Origin of the sequence: Streptomyces mauvecolor, assembly GCF_039532965.1 — a bacterium.
Taxonomy (GTDB): Bacteria; Actinomycetota; Actinomycetes; order Streptomycetales; family Streptomycetaceae; genus Streptomyces; species Streptomyces violascens.
This window is the reverse complement of record NZ_BAAASQ010000010.1, coordinates 1-19,071: the sequence shown is the minus strand read 5'-3', so window position 1 is coordinate 19,071 and position 19,071 is coordinate 1. Positions and strand designations below refer to the sequence as shown.

General features: G+C 71.6%; 17 protein-coding genes. 8 read left to right on the top strand and 9 right to left on the bottom strand.

Going from position 1 to position 19,071, the window contains the following annotated elements; genetic code table 11:
* Position 1: 1 nt before the first annotated feature.
* From ABD346_RS14925 to ABD346_RS14890, 8 genes are read right to left on the bottom strand one after another with little or no spacing between them, the layout of a single operon-like run.
* Positions 2-2,002: an NADH-quinone oxidoreductase subunit 5 family protein gene (locus ABD346_RS14925; RefSeq protein ID WP_344375180.1), complete on the bottom strand. Its 2,001-nt coding sequence runs from the start codon at positions 2,000-2,002 to the stop codon at positions 2-4.
* Entirely contained in the window at positions 1,999-2,373 is a 375-nt protein-coding gene (gene nuoK, locus ABD346_RS14920) for an NADH-quinone oxidoreductase subunit NuoK (protein WP_344375179.1), read from the bottom strand. The genes ABD346_RS14925 and nuoK overlap by 4 nt, the downstream gene beginning before the upstream one ends.
* A complete protein-coding gene (locus tag ABD346_RS14915; protein ID WP_344375177.1) occupies positions 2,373-2,978 on the bottom strand; it encodes an NADH-quinone oxidoreductase subunit J family protein in 606 nt (201 codons plus the stop codon). Before ABD346_RS14915 ends, nuoK begins: the two co-directional genes overlap by 1 nt.
* Positions 2,975-3,643: a NuoI/complex I 23 kDa subunit family protein gene (locus tag ABD346_RS14910; protein ID WP_344375176.1), complete on the bottom strand. Its 669-nt coding sequence runs from the start codon at positions 3,641-3,643 to the stop codon at positions 2,975-2,977. Before ABD346_RS14910 ends, ABD346_RS14915 begins: the two co-directional genes overlap by 4 nt.
* On the bottom strand, positions 3,643-4,611 hold the full coding sequence (locus ABD346_RS14905) for a complex I subunit 1/NuoH family protein (protein ID WP_344375174.1): 969 nt from the start codon (positions 4,609-4,611) through the stop codon (positions 3,643-3,645). The genes ABD346_RS14910 and ABD346_RS14905 overlap by 1 nt, the downstream gene beginning before the upstream one ends.
* The gene (locus tag ABD346_RS14900; RefSeq protein WP_344375173.1) at positions 4,604-6,010 is read right to left on the bottom strand and encodes an NADH-quinone oxidoreductase subunit C; all 1,407 of its coding nucleotides are present in this window, start codon (positions 6,008-6,010) and stop codon (positions 4,604-4,606) included. Before ABD346_RS14900 ends, ABD346_RS14905 begins: the two co-directional genes overlap by 8 nt.
* Positions 6,007-6,612, bottom strand: coding sequence for an NADH-quinone oxidoreductase subunit B (locus tag ABD346_RS14895; protein ID WP_344375172.1), 606 nt, complete (start codon positions 6,610-6,612; stop codon positions 6,007-6,009). The genes ABD346_RS14900 and ABD346_RS14895 overlap by 4 nt, the downstream gene beginning before the upstream one ends.
* Positions 6,603-6,986 carry an NADH-quinone oxidoreductase subunit A gene (locus ABD346_RS14890; protein WP_114037282.1) on the bottom strand — a complete coding sequence of 128 codons (384 nt, stop codon included), beginning with the start codon at positions 6,984-6,986 and terminating at the stop codon, positions 6,603-6,605. The genes ABD346_RS14895 and ABD346_RS14890 overlap by 10 nt, the downstream gene beginning before the upstream one ends.
* A gap of 389 nt (positions 6,987-7,375) precedes the next feature.
* On the opposite strand from ABD346_RS14890, the gene ABD346_RS14885 reads away from it, so the two are divergent.
* The 6 genes from ABD346_RS14885 (at position 7,376) to ABD346_RS14860 (ending at position 16,265) form a co-directional block, all read left to right on the top strand.
* Complete coding sequence (locus tag ABD346_RS14885) at positions 7,376-8,587, top strand: sensor histidine kinase (protein WP_344375171.1); 1,212 nt, start codon at positions 7,376-7,378, stop codon at positions 8,585-8,587.
* 145 nt (positions 8,588-8,732) lie between these two features.
* Positions 8,733-10,058 carry a sensor histidine kinase gene (locus ABD346_RS14880; RefSeq protein WP_344375431.1) on the top strand — a complete coding sequence of 442 codons (1,326 nt, stop codon included), beginning with the start codon at positions 8,733-8,735 and terminating at the stop codon, positions 10,056-10,058.
* 214 nt (positions 10,059-10,272) lie between these two features.
* The gene (locus ABD346_RS14875; RefSeq protein WP_189963150.1) at positions 10,273-10,932 is read left to right on the top strand and encodes a response regulator transcription factor; all 660 of its coding nucleotides are present in this window, start codon (positions 10,273-10,275) and stop codon (positions 10,930-10,932) included.
* 317 nt (positions 10,933-11,249) lie between these two features.
* Positions 11,250-13,187, top strand: a complete 1,938-nt coding sequence (locus ABD346_RS14870) for a 2-oxoacid:acceptor oxidoreductase subunit alpha (protein ID WP_344375169.1) — start codon at positions 11,250-11,252, stop codon at positions 13,185-13,187.
* Positions 13,180-14,238, top strand: a complete 1,059-nt coding sequence (locus ABD346_RS14865; RefSeq protein WP_344375168.1) for a 2-oxoacid:ferredoxin oxidoreductase subunit beta — start codon at positions 13,180-13,182, stop codon at positions 14,236-14,238. Before ABD346_RS14870 ends, ABD346_RS14865 begins: the two co-directional genes overlap by 8 nt.
* Positions 14,239-14,315: 77 nt before the next feature.
* Positions 14,316-16,265, top strand: coding sequence for an APC family permease (locus ABD346_RS14860; RefSeq protein WP_344375166.1), 1,950 nt, complete (start codon positions 14,316-14,318; stop codon positions 16,263-16,265).
* 1 nt (position 16,266) lies between these two features.
* On the opposite strand, the gene ABD346_RS14855 is transcribed toward ABD346_RS14860, so the two are convergent.
* Entirely contained in the window at positions 16,267-16,665 is a 399-nt protein-coding gene (locus ABD346_RS14855) for a winged helix-turn-helix transcriptional regulator (RefSeq protein ID WP_344375165.1), read from the bottom strand.
* 106 nt (positions 16,666-16,771) lie between these two features.
* Between ABD346_RS14855 and ABD346_RS14850 the strand changes: the two genes are divergently transcribed.
* Positions 16,772-17,629 (top strand): SDR family oxidoreductase, encoded by an 858-nt coding sequence (locus tag ABD346_RS14850; RefSeq protein ID WP_344375163.1) that lies wholly within the window; start codon positions 16,772-16,774, stop codon positions 17,627-17,629.
* A 179-nt stretch (positions 17,630-17,808) separates the two neighbouring features.
* Positions 17,809-18,747 (top strand): EamA family transporter RarD, encoded by a 939-nt coding sequence (gene rarD, locus ABD346_RS14845; protein WP_344375429.1) that lies wholly within the window; start codon positions 17,809-17,811, stop codon positions 18,745-18,747.
* The last annotated feature ends 324 nt before the right edge of the window (positions 18,748-19,071 follow it).

Here is a 19,071-nt window from a genome sequence, read left to right as displayed (position 1 = left end):
CTCACGACCCCGCGGTGACGTTGGCAAGGACGACCACGGCGGCCGCCAGGACGAGTGAGCCGGCCAGCAGCGCGCTGAGGTAGCTCTGCACATTGCCGTTCTGCGCACGGCGGACGGCCCAGCCGAGCCAGCGCGGCGCGGCGCTCGCACCGCGTACGTACGTCTCGACGACCTCGCGGTCCAGGAAGCGGACCAGGGCGGCCGCGGCCAGAACGGGGCGGACGAACAGGGCGGAGTAGACGGCGTCCAGGTGGAAGCCGGTGGCCGCGTGGCGGTGCAGCGGGCCGAGCAACAGGCGGCCCGGGTCGGCGGGATCCGGGGCGGACGCGATGTCGCCGTACGCCGCGGCGTGGCTCGCGATGGCTTCCTCCTCGACCAGGCTGCCGTCGCCCTCGGGGTGGGCGGCGACGGCGCCCATCGGGGTGCGGGCGGCCAGCGCCGAGGTGTGGCGCCAGGCGGCGTAGGTGACCAGACCGCCGACCAGGGCGACGCCGGTGGACAGGACGGAGGTGGTGACGGCCGGGGTAAGGGCGCGCCCGTCGAACCAGTCGCCGAGGTAGCCGGTGGTGAGACCGAAGGCGAGGGAAGGGATGGCGAGCACCCAGAGCACCGCGTTCATGACGACCGGCTGCTTGCCGTGGTCCGCGGCTTCGGCTCCCCGGCCGCGGAAGGCGAGCAGCCACAGGCGGGTGGCGTACGCGGCGGTGAGGAGGGCGGTGAGCAGTCCGGCGATCAGCACGGTCCAGCCGGCGCCGGACGGGGCGACCTGGCTCTCGCCGAGCGCGGTGTGCTCGGCGGCCGACAGGACGGCCTCCTTGGAGAAGAAGCCGGCGAAGGGAGGAATCGCGGCGAGCGCGAGCAGGGCGACGGTCATCGTCCAGTACGCGTCGGGGATGCGCTTGGCCAGGCCGCCCATGCGGGACATGGCGGTCAGGGAATTGGTGCCGGCGGCGTGGATGATCACGCCCGCGGCGAGGAAGAGGAGCGCCTTGAAGGCGCCGTGCGACAGGAGGTGGAACACGGCGGCCCCGCGGTCGCCGACGGCCAGGGCGCCCGACATGTAGCCGAGCTGTCCGATCGTCGAGTAGGCGAGGACGCGCTTGATGTCGTCCTGGGCGAGCGCGGCGAGCGCCGAGCCGACCATGGTGACCGCGGCCATCACGGCGAGCACGGTCATCGCGGCGGCCGACGCGGCGAAGACGGGGAGCAGCCGGGCCACGAAGTAGATACCGGCGGCGACCATCGTCGCGGCGTGGATCAGCGCGGAGACCGGGGTCGGGCCGGCCATCGCGTCGGGCAGCCAGGTGTGCAGCGGGAACTGGGCGGACTTGCCGGCCACACCGGCGAGCAGCAGCAGCGCGATGAGGGTGGGGTGGCCGATGCCGCCGGTCAGGGCGGCCTGGACGACGCCGGTGATCCGGAACGTACCGGCGTCGGTGGCGAGCGCGAACAGGCCGATCAGGAAGGGGACGTCGCCGAGCTTGGTGACCAGGAAGGCCTTCAGCGAGGCGGCGCGCGCCTCGGGGGTCTCCCAGTAGTGGCCGACCAGGAAGTACGAGCAGATGCCCATGATCTCCCAGCCGACCAGGAGCACCATCAGGTCGCCGGAGTAGACGACGAGCAGCATCGCGGAGGTGAACAGGGAGACGAGCGCGGCGTACGAGGTGTAGCGCGGGTCGTCGCGCAGATAGCCCGTCGAGTAGAGCTGTACGCAGGTGGCGACCAGGCCGACCAGGACGGCGACGAGGACCGCGAACCCGTCCAGGTGGAGGGCGAGTTCGATCGGTACGGAGCCGGTCGGGGTGAGCCGGGTGGCCGCGTCGATGGCCTTGCCGCCGCCCTGGTCGGCGGCGACGGCGACGGCGAGGACGAACGCGGCGAACGTCGGGAGCACCGCGAGCGGGCGGACGAAGCCGGGGGCGCGGCGGCCGAGCAGCAGGCCGGCCGCGGCACCCAGGAACGGAAGGAGGGGGACGAGGACGGCGAGGGTCGTGGTGGTCACGCGGCGGCCTCAGCCTTCTGTGCCGGGGCGGCGGGGTCTTCGGCGTCCGCCGGGTCGGGCCCGGTGCCCTCGGCGGTGTCGCGGAGCTTGTCGATGTCGGCGGTGCCGCGGTTGCGGTACACCGCGAGCACGATGGCCAGGCCGATGCCGATCTCGGCGGCGGCGATGGCGATCGTGAACAGGGTGAGCGCCTGGCCCGCGTGGAGGGTGTCGCGCAGCCACACGTCGAAGGCGACGAGGTTGAGGTTGACGGCGTTGAGCATCAGCTCGACGGACATCAGGACCAGGATCGCGTTGCGCCGCGCGAGCACACCGTAGAGACCGGTGCAGAACAGGAGGACGGCGAGCACGGCGGGATAGGCGAGGTGCATCAGCGCGACTCCGTCTCACGGGGGGCGGCAGCGTCGGCGGGAGCGTCACCGGGGGCGCTCTTGCGGGACAGCACGATCGCGCCGACCAGGGCGGCCAGGAGCAGTACGGACAGCGCTTCGAAGGGCAGCACCCAGTGCCGGAAGAGGATCTCCCCGGACACCTTGGTGGAGCCCTGGGCCGGGCCGTCCAGGTCGATCCAGCTCGTGCGGAACGCGTCCACGACGACCCAGACGAGGGTTCCTGCCGCGGCGACGGCCACCGTGAGGGCCGCCCAGCGGTTGCCCGAATCGGCGTCCGGGGAGCGGCCGATGGGGGCCTTGGTGAGCATCAGTCCGAACAGGAGGAGCACCACGACCGAACCGACGTAGATGAGTACCTGCACCCAGGCGATGAACTCGGCGGTGAGCAGGAGGTATTCGACGGCCAGGCCGCCGAGCGCCACGACCAGCCACAGGGCGGCGTGCACCAGCTGCTGGGTGGTGACGGTCATGACGGCCGCGGCGAGGGTGGCGATGCCCACGAGGACGAAGGCGATCTCCACGCCGGTCGGCGACAGGAAACCGTGCGGCGCGGTGAGGGCCGCCTGGGCGAGGATCCCGCTCATGCCTGCCCTCCCTCGGGGCCGGTCTGCCCGGTCTGCTCGTTCTGGCCGGTCTGCTCGTTCTGCCCAGCCTGCCCGGTCTCGGCGGCCTGGTCGGTCTCGGCGGCCTGGTCGGCCTCGGCCGCCGCGGCGGCTTCGGCTGCCTGCGCGGCGGCCAGTTTGTCGGCGGCCTTGCGGGCGGCGGCGACTTCCTTCGGCTCCTCGGCGCCGGGGTCGAGCGCGGGCGGGGCCGGGACCGTCCACATCCACTCGCGCAGCTTGTCGCGCTCGTGGGTGAGCTCGTGGATGTCCGTCTCCGCGTACTCGAACTCGGGGGACCAGAACAGCGCGTCGAAAGGACACACCTCGATGCAGATACCGCAGTACATGCAGAGCGAGAAGTCGATGGCGAAGCGGTCGAGGACGTTGCGGCTGCGTTCGCGGCCGCCCTCGACCGCGGCCGGGACCGTCTCCTTGTGGGAGTCGATGTAGATGCACCAGTCGGGGCACTCGCGGGCGCACAGCATGCACACCGTGCAGTTCTCCTCGAACAGGCCGATCACGCCCCGGCTGCGGGGCGGGAGGTCGGGCTGGACGTCGGGGTACTGCGCGGTGACGGTCTTCTTCGTCATCGTGCGGAGCGTGACGGCGAGGCCCTTGGCCAGGCCGGAACCGGGGATCGGAGACATCAGCTGATCGCCACCTTCACGATGCCGGTGAGCGCGATCTGGGCGAGCGCGAGCGGGATGAGCGTGGTCCAGGCGAGCTTCTGCAGCTGGTCCTCGCGGAGGCGGGGGTAGCTGACCCGGAGCCAGATCACGACGAAGGCCAGGACGGCCGTCTTGAGCAGGGTCCAGACCCAGCCGAGTCCGTCGGCGCCGAACGGGCCGTGCCAGCCGCCCAGGAACAGGACGGTGGTGAGGCCGCACAGGACGACGATGCCGGCGTATTCGGCGAGCAGGAACAGCGCGAAGCGCAGCCCCGTGTACTCGGTGTACGCGCCGAAGATGATCTCGGAGTCGGCGACGGGCATGTCGAAGGGAGGGCGCTGGAGTTCGGCGAGGCCGGCGATGAAGAAGACCAGGGCGCCGACGATCTGCCAGGGCAGCCACCACCAGTGGAAGGCGTTGAGGATGCCGGGCAGCGAGACCGTGCCGGCCGCCATCGCCACCGAGGCGGCGGCGAGCAGCATCGGCAGCTCGTACGCGAGGAGCTGGGCGGCGGTGCGCAGGCCGCCGAGGAGGGAGAACTTGTTGGCCGATGCCCAGCCCGCCATCAGCGAGCCGAGCACGCCCACGCCCATCACGGCGAGCACGAAGAAGATGCCCGCGTCGACGACCTGGCCGACCGCGCCCTCGCTCGGGCCGATCGGGACCGCGACGAGCACGAGGAGATAGGGCAGCAGGGCGACGGCGGGGGCGAGTTGGAAGATGCGCCGGTCGGCCGCGGCCGGTACGACGTCCTCCTTCTGCGCGAACTTCACGCCGTCCGCGACGAGCTGGGCCCAGCCGTGGAAGCCGCCCGCGTACATCGGGCCGAGCCGGCCCTGCATGTGCGCCATCACCTTGTGCTCGGTCTGCCCGATGACGAGTGGGAGGACCAGGAACACGACGAAGACGGCGACCAGGCGGATGGCGACGTCGAGTGCGTCATTCACGCGGGTCGCCTCCGGCGGGATCGGTGGTATCGGTGTTCTCGGCAGGGTCGGATTCTTCGGGGGCTTCGGCTTCGGGGGCCGGGGCGGGCCGCGCCTCCTGCTCCCCCTCGTCGAAAGCGGGTTTCGGGTTGTGCCAGGGGGCGTCCGAGCTCCGGGTCCTGGGCGGCGCGGCAGGCTGCCCCTCCCCGGCCCCGGCCTGCTGCGATGCCGAGCCCTGGCCGGCGCTGCGGGTACGGCGGGGGCGTACGGCCGGGGCTTCCGGCGCGGCGGCCTCGGGGGTGGCCGGGGTCGCGGGGGCCTCGGCCGCATCGGGGGTGGCCGGGGTCGCGGGGGCCTCGGCCGCATCGGGGGTCCCGGCTGCCTCAGCAGCATCGGTGGCCCCAGATGCCTCGGCCGGCCCGGATGCCTCCTCAGTCCCCGCTGCCTCGGCAGCGCCCGGCGCCTCGGGGGTGGCCGAAGCCGCGGGGGCCCCGGCCGCATCGGGGGTCCCGGATGCCTCAGCAGCGCCCGGCGTCGTTGGCTCCGGGGTCGTCTGCGACGCCGAGCCCTCGCTCGCGCTGCGGGTACGACGCGGACGCACAGCAGGAGCTTCCGGAGCCCCGGTGGCCTCAGGAGTCCCAGCTGCCTCAGCCACGCCCGGAGTCCCGGTCGCGTCAGCCGTACCCGGCGTCGTCGCGCCCGGCGTTGCCTGCGAAGCCGAACCCTCCGACACGCTCCTGGCGCGCCGGACCGGGCGGTCCCCCGCGGCCCGTGCCGGGCGTTCGCCGGCACCGGCGCCGGCCGCCGCGCGCGGCGTTCGGGCCGGGCGGGCCGGGGCCGGTGGGAGCTGACCCTTCAGGGGGCCCCATTCGTTCGGGTCGGGGACGCCGGGCGGGAGCATCTGGCGGCGCTTGGGGCCGCCGTGCTCGGATTCGCCCGGCTCCTTCGCGCCCGGCCACGCCTTCGCGACTCGGGCCGCGAGCACGAAGTCCTTGCGCAGGGGGTGGCCCTCGAAGTTCTCGGGGAGGAGCAGCGGGACCAGGTGCGGGTGGTCCGTGAAGTCCACGCCGAACATCTCGTGGGTCTCGCGCTCGTGCCAGGCCGCGCCCGCGTAGATGTCGACGGCGGAGTGCAGCACCGGCGCCGAGTGCGGCACGGTCGTGCGCACGAGCAGGCGCCGCACCCGGCCCTCGCCGAGCGAGACGACGTGCGCGCAGATCCGGAAGCCCGTGCCGGGTTCGTCGACGGCGCTGAGCCAGTCGAAGTAGGTGCAGCCCAGCTTGTCGCGGGCGATTTCGAGGGCGGCGATCCAGGAACCGGCGGGCACGTCCACGGTGAGCAGGCCGTACGCCTCCTCCGCCGTGGCCTCCGCGCCGAAGATCTCGGTGACGCCGTCGGGCAGGCTGTCGTACGCGCTCACGCCCGGTCCTCCCCGGGGGCCGGCGGGGCGGCGACGAGCCCGCTGGTCAGCTGGGCCGGGGTGGCCGCGTGCGCGTACCGCTCGCCGAGCGACTCGCGGGCGATCTTCTCCTGGAGCTTGAGGATGCCCTGGAGCAGCGCCTCGGGCCGGGGCGGGCAGCCGGGCACGTACACGTCGACCGGGATGATCTGGTCCACGCCCTTGGTCACCGAGTACGAGTCCCAGTACGGGCCGCCGCAGTTGGAGCAGGCACCGAAGGAGATGACGTACTTGGGCTCGGGCATCTGCTCGTAGAGGCGCTTCACGGCGGGCGCCATCTTGTCCGTCACCGTGCCGGAGACGATCATGAGGTCGGCCTGGCGCGGCCCCGGCGCGAAGGGGATCACCCCGAGCCGGATGAAGTCGTGGCGGGCCATGGAGGCCGCGATGAACTCGATGGCGCAGCAGGCGAGGCCGAAGTTGAAGACCCAGAGGCTGTAGCGGCGGCCCCAGTTGAGGACCACCTTCATCGGCTCGGGTGCCAGGCGCGAGAGCACGCCCAGCTTCTTCGGCTCGGGCAGCAGCACGGGCTGCGACTCGGGTCCGGGAGTCGTCACGTCCATTCCAGGACGCCCTTCTTCCATGCGTAGAGCAGTCCCACGGCCAGGAAGCCGAGGAAGATGAACATCTCGACGAGGGTGGTCGCGCCGTAGCCCGGGGCCGCGAAGACGGTCGCCCAGGGGAAGAGGAAGATCGAGTCGACGGCGAAGATCACGTACAGGAAGGCGTAGACGTAGTAGCGGACCTGGGTGTGGGCCCAGCCCTCGCCCACGGGGTCCACTCCGCATTCGTACGTGAGGAGTTTCTCCGGCGTCGGCACGACCGGCCGCAGCAGCCGCCCGGCCCCGAAGGCCACGGCCACGAACAGCACGCCGATCACGGCGAGCAGGCCCACGACCGAATAGCTGTGGAAGTAGTCGGCAGCCAACACCGGCATCTGGCGCACGGTCGGTTCCGGCACGTCGCGCCCCTCGCTCCCTGGCCTCGATGATCTCGTCGCGCCCTGTTCGACGCTGTGTACGGACGGGAGTCTAGGCCCTGCTAGGGGGTGTCCGATGGGTCAGGGTCGGGTAGGTCGCGGCGTCTGGTGCGGTGCATCGCAAGGCGCCGGAGCGTCCCGATAGCGGAGCTCTCGGGGCGTTTCGGCAACGCGGCGAGGTGCCGTGCCAGGCGTCGCGGCCCCGGCCATGGCCCATTGGACACCCCCTAAGGGGGCCCTTGGCAGGCGCGTCTCACGGGCTGGGCCGCGGGGGTGGGGGTTTCCCCCGTACAAGACGGTGCGGCACCCCATGGCGCCGCCGATCGCGGCCCGGCAGTCTTGGCAGCATGACCAGGACCCTCCGCGACCAGCAGCGGTACCCAGCACAGCACGGACGCGACGAGAGCGCCGCTCCGCCCGCGGTGGGCCTCGCCTACGACCGGCACACCTGGAAGGAGATCGTCCATCTCCTGGCCAATCTGCCGATGGCGCTGATCGGCTGGGTCTACGTCGTCGTGATGGTCGTGCTCGGCCTCGGTCTCTCCATCACCGTGATCGGTCTGCCGTTGCTCGCGGCGGGCCTGCTCGGCACGCGCCAGCTGGGCAAGCTGGAGCGGGCCCGGGCGCGCGCCCTGCTCGGGGTGCGGATCGAGGAGCCGACGCCGATCCCGGCGAGCCCGAGCAAGCACGGCGGCTTCTTCTCCTGGCTGTGGACGAGCCTGAAGGACCCGGTGGCCTGGCGCAATGTGCTGTACGAGTTCGTGCGGCTGCCCTGGGGGATCCTGACCTTCGCTCTCACCCTGGTCTCGCTGATCGTGGCGTGGCCGGTGCTCGGGTTCATCGCGCGGGGGCTCGGCAACGTCGACCGGATGATGGCGCGGGCGCTGCTCTCTCCCTCGGACGAGCTGGAGCGGCGGATCGCCGAGCTGGAGTCCGACCGGGGCGTTGTCGTCGACACGGCCGCGGCCGATCTGCGCCGGATCGAGCGCGATCTGCACGACGGCGCCCAGGCCCGCCTCGTGGCCCTCGCCATGGGCCTGGGCCTCGCCAAGGAGAAGGTCCTCGAAGACCCGGAGGCGGCCGCCGCCATGGTCGACGAGGCGCACGGCGAGGTGAAGCTGGCTCTCCAGGAGCTGCGCGACCTGGCCCGCGGCATCCACCCGGCCGTCCTCACCGACCGCGGCCTCGACGCCGCCCTCTCCTCCGTCGCCTCCCGCTGCACGGTCCCGGTCAAGGTCGCCGTCGACCTGCCCGCGCGGCCTGCCCCCGCCATCGAGGGCATCGCGTACTTCACCGTCTCCGAGCTGCTCCAGAACGTCAGCAAGCACAGCCGGGCGCGCGGCGCCTCGGTCGAGGTGTGGCGCAGCGCCGACCGGCTGCTCATCCAGGTCGAGGACGACGGGGTGGGCGGCGCGCGCCTGGACGGCGGCAGCGGCATGGCGGGGCTCGCCGAGCGGCTCGGCGCCGTGGACGGGCTGCTCGTCCTCGAATCGCCCGTCGGCGGGCCGACCGTCGTCACGGCCGAACTGCCGTGGCGCGACCGGGGCCCCAAGGACTGACGGGCGGGCCGGGGTAGGGAAAACCCCCGGCCGAAGAGGGTGACCGGCTGCATGGTCCGGGCCCGCCCCGGCGACGAAGCTGGTGAGTAAGAGGGGCGGCGCGCGGCCGCGCACCACAGGCGATGGACGGACGGGACCGATGACCATGGACACGGAGTACGGGTACGGCGTGACGCGGTCCCGCGAGCCGCGGCGGCACCTCCTTCCGCAGGCGCTGCGCGCGCCGTTCGAGGCGCGGACCTTCCGCGAGTTCGGCTACCTGCTGCTGAGCATGCCGATCAGCATCGTGCTGTTCGTCTGGGCCGTCGCCACGGTGTCGGTCAGCGCGGGCCTCCTGGTCACCTTCATCGGCATCCCGCTCATGGCGGTGGCGCTGCTGGGCTGCCGCGCGTTCGGCGTGATGGAGCGGGCCCGGGCGCGGCTGCTGCTCGGGGTCGAGATCGCCGAGCCGCAGCCGGTCCGCTCGCGCGGCGGCCTCATGTCGTGGATCGGCGGGGTGCTCAAGAGCGGCGTCTCCTGGCGCCACCTGCTGTACTCGGTCCTCCACTTCCCGTGGGCGCTCTTCGCCTTCTGCACCACCCTGCCGATCTGGCTGACCGGCTGGGCGCTCTTCACGTACCCGGTGTGGCAGTGGGTGTTCCCGATGTACGCGGGCCAGGCCGGCCTCCAGCTCTACGGGGACGACCACCACAACGTCTACCTGGACTCGCCGGGCGAGATCGCTCTGACCTCGCTGGTCGGGCTGCTCATCACGCTGGCCGTGCCGTGGCTGATCCGCGGGTTCGCGATGATGGACCGGGTGATGGTCATCGGCCTTCTCGGCCCCTCGCGCCTGGAGGAGCGGGTCACCGAGCTGGAGTCGGACCGCGGGGTCGTCGTGGACACGTCGGCCGCCGACCTGCGGCGCATCGAGCGTGATCTGCACGACGGCGCCCAGGCCCGCCTCGTGGCCCTCGCCATGGACCTGGGCCTCGCCAAGGAGAAGCTGACCGAGGACCCGGAGGCGGCCGCGAAGATGGTCGACGAGGCGCACGGCGAGGTGAAGGTCGCCCTCCAGGAACTGCGCGACCTGGCCCGCGGCATCCACCCGGCCGTCCTCACCGACCGCGGCCTCGACGCCGCCCTCTCCTCCGTCGCCTCCCGCTGCACCGTGCCGGTGCAGGTCGAGGTGGACCTGCCGGCCCGGCCGGTCCCGGCCATCGAGGGCATCGCGTACTACACGGTCTCCGAGCTGCTCCAGAACGTCAGCAAGCACAGCGGCGCGAGCCGGGCCTCCGTCGATGTGTGGCGGGCCGGCGACCGGCTGATGCTCCAGGTCGGCGACAACGGGCGCGGCGGCGCGGACGCCACCGCCGGCTCGGGCCTCGCGGGCCTCGCCGAACGCCTCGACGCGGTGGACGGAATCCTGGTCGTCGACTCCCCGCGCGGCGGCCCGACGACGATCACGGCGGAGCTTCCGTGGCGCGCGTAGCCCCCGAAGTGCACTAGCCCCCGCCCGCACCTCCCGGCCCTCAAACACGGGGTCGGGGGGTTTTTGCCTGGCGGGGGCCGATTCTTGCCCGAATGCTGGGATGCTGGATGGGCACAACGCCATGGCTTGCACAGAGCTGTGGGGCGCGCGCCCCGACGGCACGCGCCTGGGGAGCCAACGAAGCCCGGGGGGCTGCAGAGTCGTGGAGGACAGGGTGCGGGTGGTCATCGCCGAGGATTCGGTACTGCTTCGGGAGGGCCTGACCCGCCTTCTGACCGACCGGGGGCATGACGTCGTCGCGGGTGTGGGCGACGGGGATGCGCTGGTCAAGACCGTAGGAGAGTTCGCCGACCAGGGCGCGCTGCCCGATGTCGTCGTCGCGGATGTGCGGATGCCGCCCACCCACACCGACGAGGGCGTGCGCGCGGCGGTGCTGCTGCGCAAGCTGTACCCGGGGATCGGGGTGCTCGTGCTCAGCCAGTACGTCGAGGAGCAGTACGCGACCGAGCTGCTCGCCGGGTCGAGCCGGGGCGTCGGCTATCTCCTGAAGGACCGGGTCGCCGAGGTCAGGGAGTTCGTCGAGGCCGTCGTCCGGGTCGCTCAGGGCGGCACCGCGCTCGACCCGGAAGTCGTGGCGCAGTTGCTCGGCCGCAGCCGCAAGCAGGACGTGCTGGCGAACCTCACCCCGCGCGAGCGGGAGGTCCTAGGACTCATGGCCGAGGGACGGACGAATTCCGCCATCGCCAAGCAGCTGGTCGTCAGCGACGGCGCGGTCGAGAAGCACGTCAGCAACATCTTCCTGAAGCTGGGGCTCTCGCCGAGTGACGGGGATCACCGGCGCGTACTCGCGGTATTGACCTACATCAATTCATGACGAGCTGCCACCCTGTCGAGGATCGAGCGGGACCCAGCCGACAGGGCCGAAAGTCGGTCACCGGGCCGGATTGAGTCACCGCTCGCGGGGCTCCCGACACGGTGAGACCTAGAACCGAAGAAGGATTGCTGGGCGTCTTAGCAGAAGGGGCCGGGGGGCGAGTAAATCGTGGCAATTCAGGGCATTAAGGCGTCTCAAAAGAGCGTCCAACATATGAGCGGTCCAGGGAAGGCGACCCTTACCGACGTAGGGTGGGCCTTGGCGCTACCGGTCGGCCGGATGCGCCCGAGCAGCCCGCCCGAGGGAGGTCCAGTTCAGTGACCAGCCAGGTCAGTAGCCCAGCCGAGCAGGCCGACGGAGCCGATGAGGCCGTCGTCGGGGAGCAGCGCAGGCCCACCGGGGAGAAGGAAATCCGGCGTCTCGACCGCGTGATCATCCGTTTCGCGGGTGACTCGGGCGACGGCATGCAGCTCACCGGGGACCGGTTCACGTCGGAGACGGCTTCGTTCGGCAACGACTTGTCGACGCTGCCGAACTTCCCCGCCGAGATCAGGGCGCCTGCCGGAACGCTGCCGGGCGTGTCGAGCTTCCAGCTGCACTTCGCGGACCACGACATCCTCACTCCGGGTGACGCGCCGAACGTGCTGGTGGCGATGAACCCGGCGGCCCTGAAGGCCAACCTGGGGGACGTGCCGCGCGGCGCCGAGATCATCGTGAACACGGACGAGTTCGCCAAGCGCGCGATGGCCAAGGTCGGCTACGACACCTCCCCCCTTGAAGACGGCTCGCTGTCCGCGTACAACGTGCACCCGGTGCCGCTGACGACGCTGACGGTCGAGGCGCTCAAGGATTTCGGGCTGTCCCGCAAGGAGGCGGAGCGCAGCAAGAACATGTTCGCGCTCGGCCTGCTGTCGTGGATGTACCACCGGCCCACCGAGGGCACGGAGAAGTTCCTGCGGACCAAGTTCGCGAAGAAGCCGGCCATCGCCGAGGCGAACGTCGCGGCCTTCCGGGCGGGCTGGAACTTCGGTGAGACCACCGAGGACTTCGCGGTCTCCTACGAGGTCGCGCCGGCCACGAAGGCCTTCCCGGCCGGTACGTACCGCAACATCTCCGGGAACCTGGCGCTGTCCTACGGCCTGATCGCCGCCTCGAAGCAGGCGGACCTGCCGCTCTACCTGGGCTCGTACCCGATCACGCCCGCCTCGGACATCCTGCACGAGCTGTCGCGGCACAAGAACTTCGGTGTGCGCACCTTCCAGGCGGAGGACGAGATCGCCGGGATCGGCGCGGCACTCGGTGCCGCGTTCGGCGGCTCGCTCGCCGTGACGACCACGTCCGGTCCGGGCGTGGCGCTGAAGTCGGAGGCGATCGGTCTGGCGGTGTCCCTCGAGCTGCCGCTGCTGATCGTGGACATCCAGCGCGGCGGCCCCTCCACGGGCCTGCCGACCAAGACCGAGCAGGCCGACCTGCTGCAGGCGATGTACGGCCGCAACGGCGAGGCGCCGGTGCCGGTGGTCGCGCCGAAGACCCCGGCGGACTGCTTCGACGCGGCCATGGACGCGGCGCGGATCGCGCTGGCCTACCGCACGCCGGTCTTCCTGCTCTCGGACGGCTATCTGGCCAACGGCTCCGAGCCGTGGCGGGTTCCCGAGATCGACGAACTCCCGGACCTGCGCGTCCAGTTCGCGACGGGACCGAACCACACGCTGGCCGACGGCACCGAGGTGTTCTGGCCCTACAAGCGCGACCCGCAGACCCTGGCCCGCCCGTGGGCGGTGCCCGGCACCCCGGGCCTCGAGCACCGTATCGGCGGTATCGAGAAGCAGGACGGCACGGGCAACATCTCCTACGACCCGGCCAACCACGACTTCATGGTCCGCACCCGCCAGGCCAAGATCGACGGCATCGAGGTGCCCGACCTGGACGTGGACGACCCGGACGGCGCCCGCACCCTGGTGCTCGGCTGGGGCTCCACCTACGGCCCCATCACCGCCGCCGTCCGCAGGCTGCGCGCCCTGGGCGAGCCCATCGCCCAGGCCCACCTGCGCCACATCAACCCGTTCCCGAAGAACCTCGGCGAGGTCCTGAAGAGCTACGACAAGGTCGTCGTGCCGGAGATGAACCTCGGCCAGCTCGCCACCCTGATCCGCGCCAAGTACCTGGTGGACGCCCACTCCTACAACCAGGTCAACGGCATGCCGTTCAAGGCCGAGCAGCTCGCCACCGCTCTCAAGGAGGCCATCCATGCCTGACGCGAACGAGCTCCTGCAGCTGGTCCCCAAGGCAGAGGGCAAGCAGTCCATGAAGGACTTCAAGTCCGACCAGGAAGTGCGCTGGTGCCCGGGCTGCGGCGACTACGCGATCCTGGCCGCCGTGCAGGGCTTCATGCCCGAGCTCGGCCTGGCCAAGGAGAACATCGTCTTCGTCTCCGGCATCGGCTGCTCCTCCCGCTTCCCGTACTACATGAACACCTACGGGATGCACTCCATCCACGGCCGCGCCCCGGCGATCGCCACCGGGCTCGCCTCCTCGCGGCGGGACCTGAGCGTGTGGGTGGTCACCGGTGACGGCGACGCCCTGTCCATCGGCGGCAACCACCTCATCCACGCGCTGCGCCGCAACGTCAACCTCAAGATCCTGCTGTTCAACAACCGGATCTACGGTCTGACCAAGGGCCAGTACTCCCCCACCAGCGAACTCGGCAAGATCACCAAGTCGACGCCGATGGGCTCCCTGGACGCCCCGTTCAACCCGGTCTCCCTCGCGATCGGCGCCGAGGCCTCGTTCGTGGCCCGTACCGTCGACTCCGACCGCAAGCACCTCACCGAGGTCCTGCGCCAGGCGGCCGAGCACCCGGGCACCGCGCTGGTGGAGATCTACCAGAACTGCAACATCTTCAACGACGGCGCGTTCGAGGTCCTCAAGGACAAGGACCAGGCCGAAGAGGCCGTCATCCGCCTCGAACACGGCGCCCCGATCCGCTTCGGCGCCGACCGGTCCAAGGGCGTCGTCCGCGACCCGGCGACCGGCGACCTCAAGGTCGTCCCGGTCACCCCGGACAACGAGGCCGACATCCTGGTCCACGACGCCCACAGCACCTCGCCGACCACGGCGTTCGCGCTGTCCCGCCTCGCCGACCCGGACACCCTGCACCACACCCCCATCGGTGTGTTCCGCTCCGTCGACCGCCCGGTCTACGACACCCTGATGTCCGACCAGCTCGACACCGCCATCGAACAGAACGGCAAGGGCGACCTGGCCACCCTGCTCGCCGGCAAGGACACCTGGACCGTCGTCGGCTGAACCAGCGGCATGAGAGCCGGGTGCCCGGCCGGGGAGTCTGCATGGACCCTGGGCCGGGCACCCGTTCTCATAGGGGGATGGACCGTCTCGCGTACCGCGTCAAGCGACGCCTGCTCGGCAAGCCCCTCACCACCGAGCGGGTCGGTGAGGAGAAGCTGGACAACCGCACGGCGCTCGGCGTGCTCGCATCGGACTGCATCAGCTCGTCCGCGTACGGCTCCGAGGAGATGCTCCGGGTCCTGGTCCCGGTGGCAGGGGCCGCCGCGTTCTCCCTGCTCATGCCGGTGACCGGGGCGATCCTGCTCGTCCTGCTCCTGCTGACGCTCTGCTACAGCGACGTCGTCATGATCTACACCCGGGCGGGCGGCTCCTACGTCGTGGCCCGCGAGAACTTCGGCCCGACGATCGCGCAGATCGCGGCGGTCGCGCTGCTCGTCGACTACATCGTGACCGTCGCCGTCCAGGTCTCGGCGGGCACCAACGCCATCATCTCCCTCGCGCATCTCGTCGGCGGCGGCCCGACCGCCATGGACCACCTCCAACTCCCCATCTCCGCCGGGGTGATCCTCTTTCTCGCGTACGGAAATCTGCGCGGGGTGCGCGAGGCGGGGCGGCTCTTCGCGCTGCCCGCGTATCTGTTCATGGCGGCCGTCGGCCTGGTGCTCGCGGTCTCCGCCGCACGCGGCCTGACCGGCGGGCTGCCCCGGGCCGATCTGCACGCGTCCGGCGTGATCCCGGTCGGCACCCCGGGGAACGGCTGGCTGTACGGGGCCTCGCTGTTCATCGTGCTGCGCGCGTTCGCCAACGGCGGCTCCTCGCTGACCGGCCTGGAGGCGATCTCCAACGGCATCTCGGCGTTCCGCGAACCGCAGGGCCGCAACGCGCGGCGCACCCTCATCACGATGAGCTGCGTGCTCGGCATCCTGGTCCTCGGCGTCTCGACGCTCGCCCACTTCACGCACGCGGTCCCGTACCGCGACGGCACCCCGACCGTGATCGCGCAGGAGGCCCATTTCGCCTTCGGCGGCGGGGTGCTGGGAACGGCGGGCCTGGTGTTCGTCCAGCTGGCGACGGCACTGGTCCTCTACACGGGCGCCAACACCCCCTTCACCGGCTTCCCGTTCCTGGCCAGCTTCGTGGCCGAAGACCGGTTCCTGCCACGGCAGTTGACCCGCCGGGGCCATCGCCTGGCCTTCTCCAACGGGATCATCGCGCTCACCGTCGTGGCGATGGCCCTGCTGCTCGTGACGCGGGCGAGCGTGGACAAGCTGGTGGCCCTGTACGCGATCGGGGTGTTCACGGCGTTCACGATGGCCGGGGCGGGACTGACCGCGTACCACTGGAGGCGCCGCGAGCGGCACAGGCGGCTGAAGATCGGCGTCAACGCGCTTGCGGCCGTGGTCTCGGCGGCGGTCGTCCTGGTCTTCGCCGTCACCAAGTTCACCGAGGGCGCCTGGCTGGTGGTCGTGGTGTTCCCGCTCGGGGTGTGGGCGCTGACCCGGATCAACCGCGAGTACCGGCGCGAGGCCGAGGTGCTGACCACCATCCAGGCGCCCGGCGCCGACCGGCCGCACGCCCGGCGGCACTTGGTGTTCGTCCTGGTCGAGACGCTGGACCTGGCGACCATCAAGGCCCTGCGGTACGCGCACGAGGTGCGGCCCGACGAGATCAGGGCCATCCACTTCGCGATCGACGAGGCGCACGCGCGCAGGCTCGCGGCGTCCTGGGAGGCGACGGCCGCGACCTCGGTGCCGCTGGAGGTGGTGGAGTGCCCCGACCGGCGGCTGCGGCACGCCATGGTGGGACTGGCCGGCCGCACCACCGAGGACGGCGCGACCTCGCTGACCGTCCTGGTCCCCCGGCGCCTCTACACCAACGCGCTGGGCAAGCTGCTGCACCGGGGCACGGCCGAGGAGATGGCGAAGGCCCTGGAACACCTGCCGTCGGTGGCGGTGACGATCCTGCCCTTCGACGTGTCGCGCGCCCTGCGCTCCCTGGAGGCGGGCCGCGAGCCCCAACCCGATTGATCTAGTGGGGAGTTGACTCGCGCGCCGCGTCATAGGCGGCCCGCGCCCGCTCCACGTCGTCCATCCGTACGTCGGTCCAGCGAGCAAGCGCCCGCACCTGCTCGGCGGCCTCGCGGCCGAGCGGGGTGATCGAGTAGTCGACGCGAGGCGGGATCACCGGCTTGGCGTCCCGGTGCACGAAGCCGTCGCGCTCCAGCGTCTGAAGCGTCTGGGCGAGCATCTTCTCGCTGACCTTGCTCACCCTGCCGATCTGGCGCCGCAGCTCACTGAACCGGTACGAGCGGTCGAGCAGCGCGTCCAGGACGAGGACGCCCCAGCGGCTGGTGACGTGCTCCAGGACGAGCCGGTGCGGACACATGGCCTCGCGCTTGGCCCAGGCCTCCCTCTCACTTACTCCCATACCAGTACCTTACTTCAGAGTGGGTACTTACGAAAGGTTAGCGCACTCCGTAGGGTGGAGCCGAAGCAAGGAAATACCCCCTCACCTCCCCCCAAGGAGCCTTCCCATGAGCATCGTCGTCACTGGAGCCACCGGAGCGCTGGGCCGTCTCGTCGTCGACGAGCTGCTCGCCCGGGTCCCGGCGAGCGAGATCGCCGCCGTCGTACGCGACAAGGACAAGGCCGCCGACCTCGCCGCGCGGGGCGTGGAGCTGCGCATGGCCGACTACAGCGAGCCCGCCACCCTGGCCGGGGCCTTCCGGGCCGGCGACCGGGTGCTGCTCATCTCGGGCAGCGAGGTCGGCCGGCGGGTGCCGCAGCACACCGCGGTGATCGAGGCCGCGAAGGCCGCGGGCGTGGCGCAGCTCGCCTACACCGGCATCCTCGGCGGCCCCGACGCCGACTTCGCGCTCGCCGACGAGCACAAGGCCACCGAGCAGCTGATCCTCGACTCGGGGCTGCCGTACACGTTCCTGCGCAACGGCTGGTACACCGAGAACTACACGGCCAACCTCGCCCCGGTTTTGGAGCACGGCGCGGTCGTCTCCAACGCGGGCGAGGGCCGCATCGCCTCGGCGGCCCGCGCGGACTACGCGGCGGCCGCGGCCGCGGTGCTGACCGGCGAGGGCCACCTGGGCAGGGCGTACGAGCTGAGCGGCGACGTGGCGTGGTCGCTGGCGGAGTACGCGGCCGAGGTCGCGGCCGCCTCCGGCAAGCCGGTGGTGCACACCTCCGTCGCCCCCGAGGCCCACCTCGCCGTCCTGACCGGCGCGGGCGTGCCGGCGGGCTTGGCGGAGATCCTGGTCGACGTCGACCACGCCATCGGGCGGGGCCGGCTGGCCGGCACCTCGGGCGACCTGACCCGCCTGATAGGCCGCCCGACGACGCCGCTGGCGGCGACGGTGCGTGCGGCGCTCACCGCATAACCGGGACCGTCAGGACCGTATCGCGGAACGGACATGACACCGCGGCTCCTTCGGCGCTACCTTCTGCCTTCGATGGGATCGCCTTCTGTGGGATCGAGCGCGCGCAGGGAGGGCCAGTGGCCAAGGAGTCGGCGGGACAACAGCGGACCGGACTGCTCTACGGGATCGGCGCGTACGGAATGTGGGGGCTCGTCCCCCTGTTCTGGCCGCTCCTCAAGCCCGCCGACGCCATCGAGATCCTGGCCCACCGCATGGTGTGGTCCCTGGCGCTCGTTGTCGTGGTGCTGCTCGTGATGCGGCGCTGGGCGTGGATCGGCGAGCTCGTGCGCCAGCCGCGCAGGCTCGGCCTGATAGCCGTGGCCGCCGTCGTGATCACGGTCAACTGGGGCGTCTACATCTGGTCGGTCAACTCCGGCCACGTGGTGGAGGCGTCGCTCGGCTACTTCATCAACCCGCTCGTCACCATCGCGATGGGCGTGCTGATCCTGAAGGAGCGGCTGCGGCGGCCCCAGTGGATCGCGGTCGGGATCGGGGCCGCGGCCGTGGTGGTCCTGACGGTGGGCTACGGGCGGCCGCCGTGGATCTCGCTGACGCTGGCGTTCTCGTTCGCGACGTACGGCCTGGTCAAGAAGAAGGTGAACCTCGGCGGCCTGGAATCGCTGGCCGCCGAGACCGCCGTGCAGTTCCTGCCCGCGCTCGCCTACCTGCTGTGGCTGAGCGGCCAGGGGCGGGCCACGTTCGGGTCCGGGGGCCCGGCCCATGCGGCCCTCCTTGCCGCGACGGGCGTCGTGACGGCCATCCCCCTGATCTGCTTCGGCGGAGCGGCGATCCGGGTCCCGCTCTCGACCCTCGGCCTCCTCCAGTACCTGGCCCCGGTCTTCCAGTTCCTGCTCGGCATCGTGTACTTCCACGAGGCGATGCCGCCGGAACGCTGGGCGGGCTTCGCGCTGGTGTGGCTGGCCCTGACGATCCTGACGTGGGACGCCCTGCGCACGGCCCGCGCCGCCCGCAGGGCGCTGGCGCAGGCGATCACGAGTGTGCCGGGGACGCCGAGGGTGCACGGGCTGATCCCGCCAGCCCAGCGGGAACCGAGGACGCCGGAGGCGCAGGGGTCCTAGCTCTTCGAGGCCCGGGCCGCGAATCTGCTGCGGTACGCGGAGGGGCTGGGTGGGTTGGGCGGATGTGCGGGGGCTCCACTGCGGGCAGTGCGTGGCTGGACGCGCCGTTCCCCGCGCCCCTGACGGGGTCCTGGTGGGGTGGCTCTGCGGGTATTCCCAGGCGTCGGGCGATCAGGGCCGTCGGCCCGACTCCAGCCTGTCATGGGGGTCCCCCTGACCCTTGAGGCCTTGGGGGGCGAGGACGAGCGCCCTTCAGGCGCGATCGGGGGTCCGGGGGCGGAGCCCCCGAAAGGGGTGCAGGGGACGGAGTCCCCGCAGGGGGTC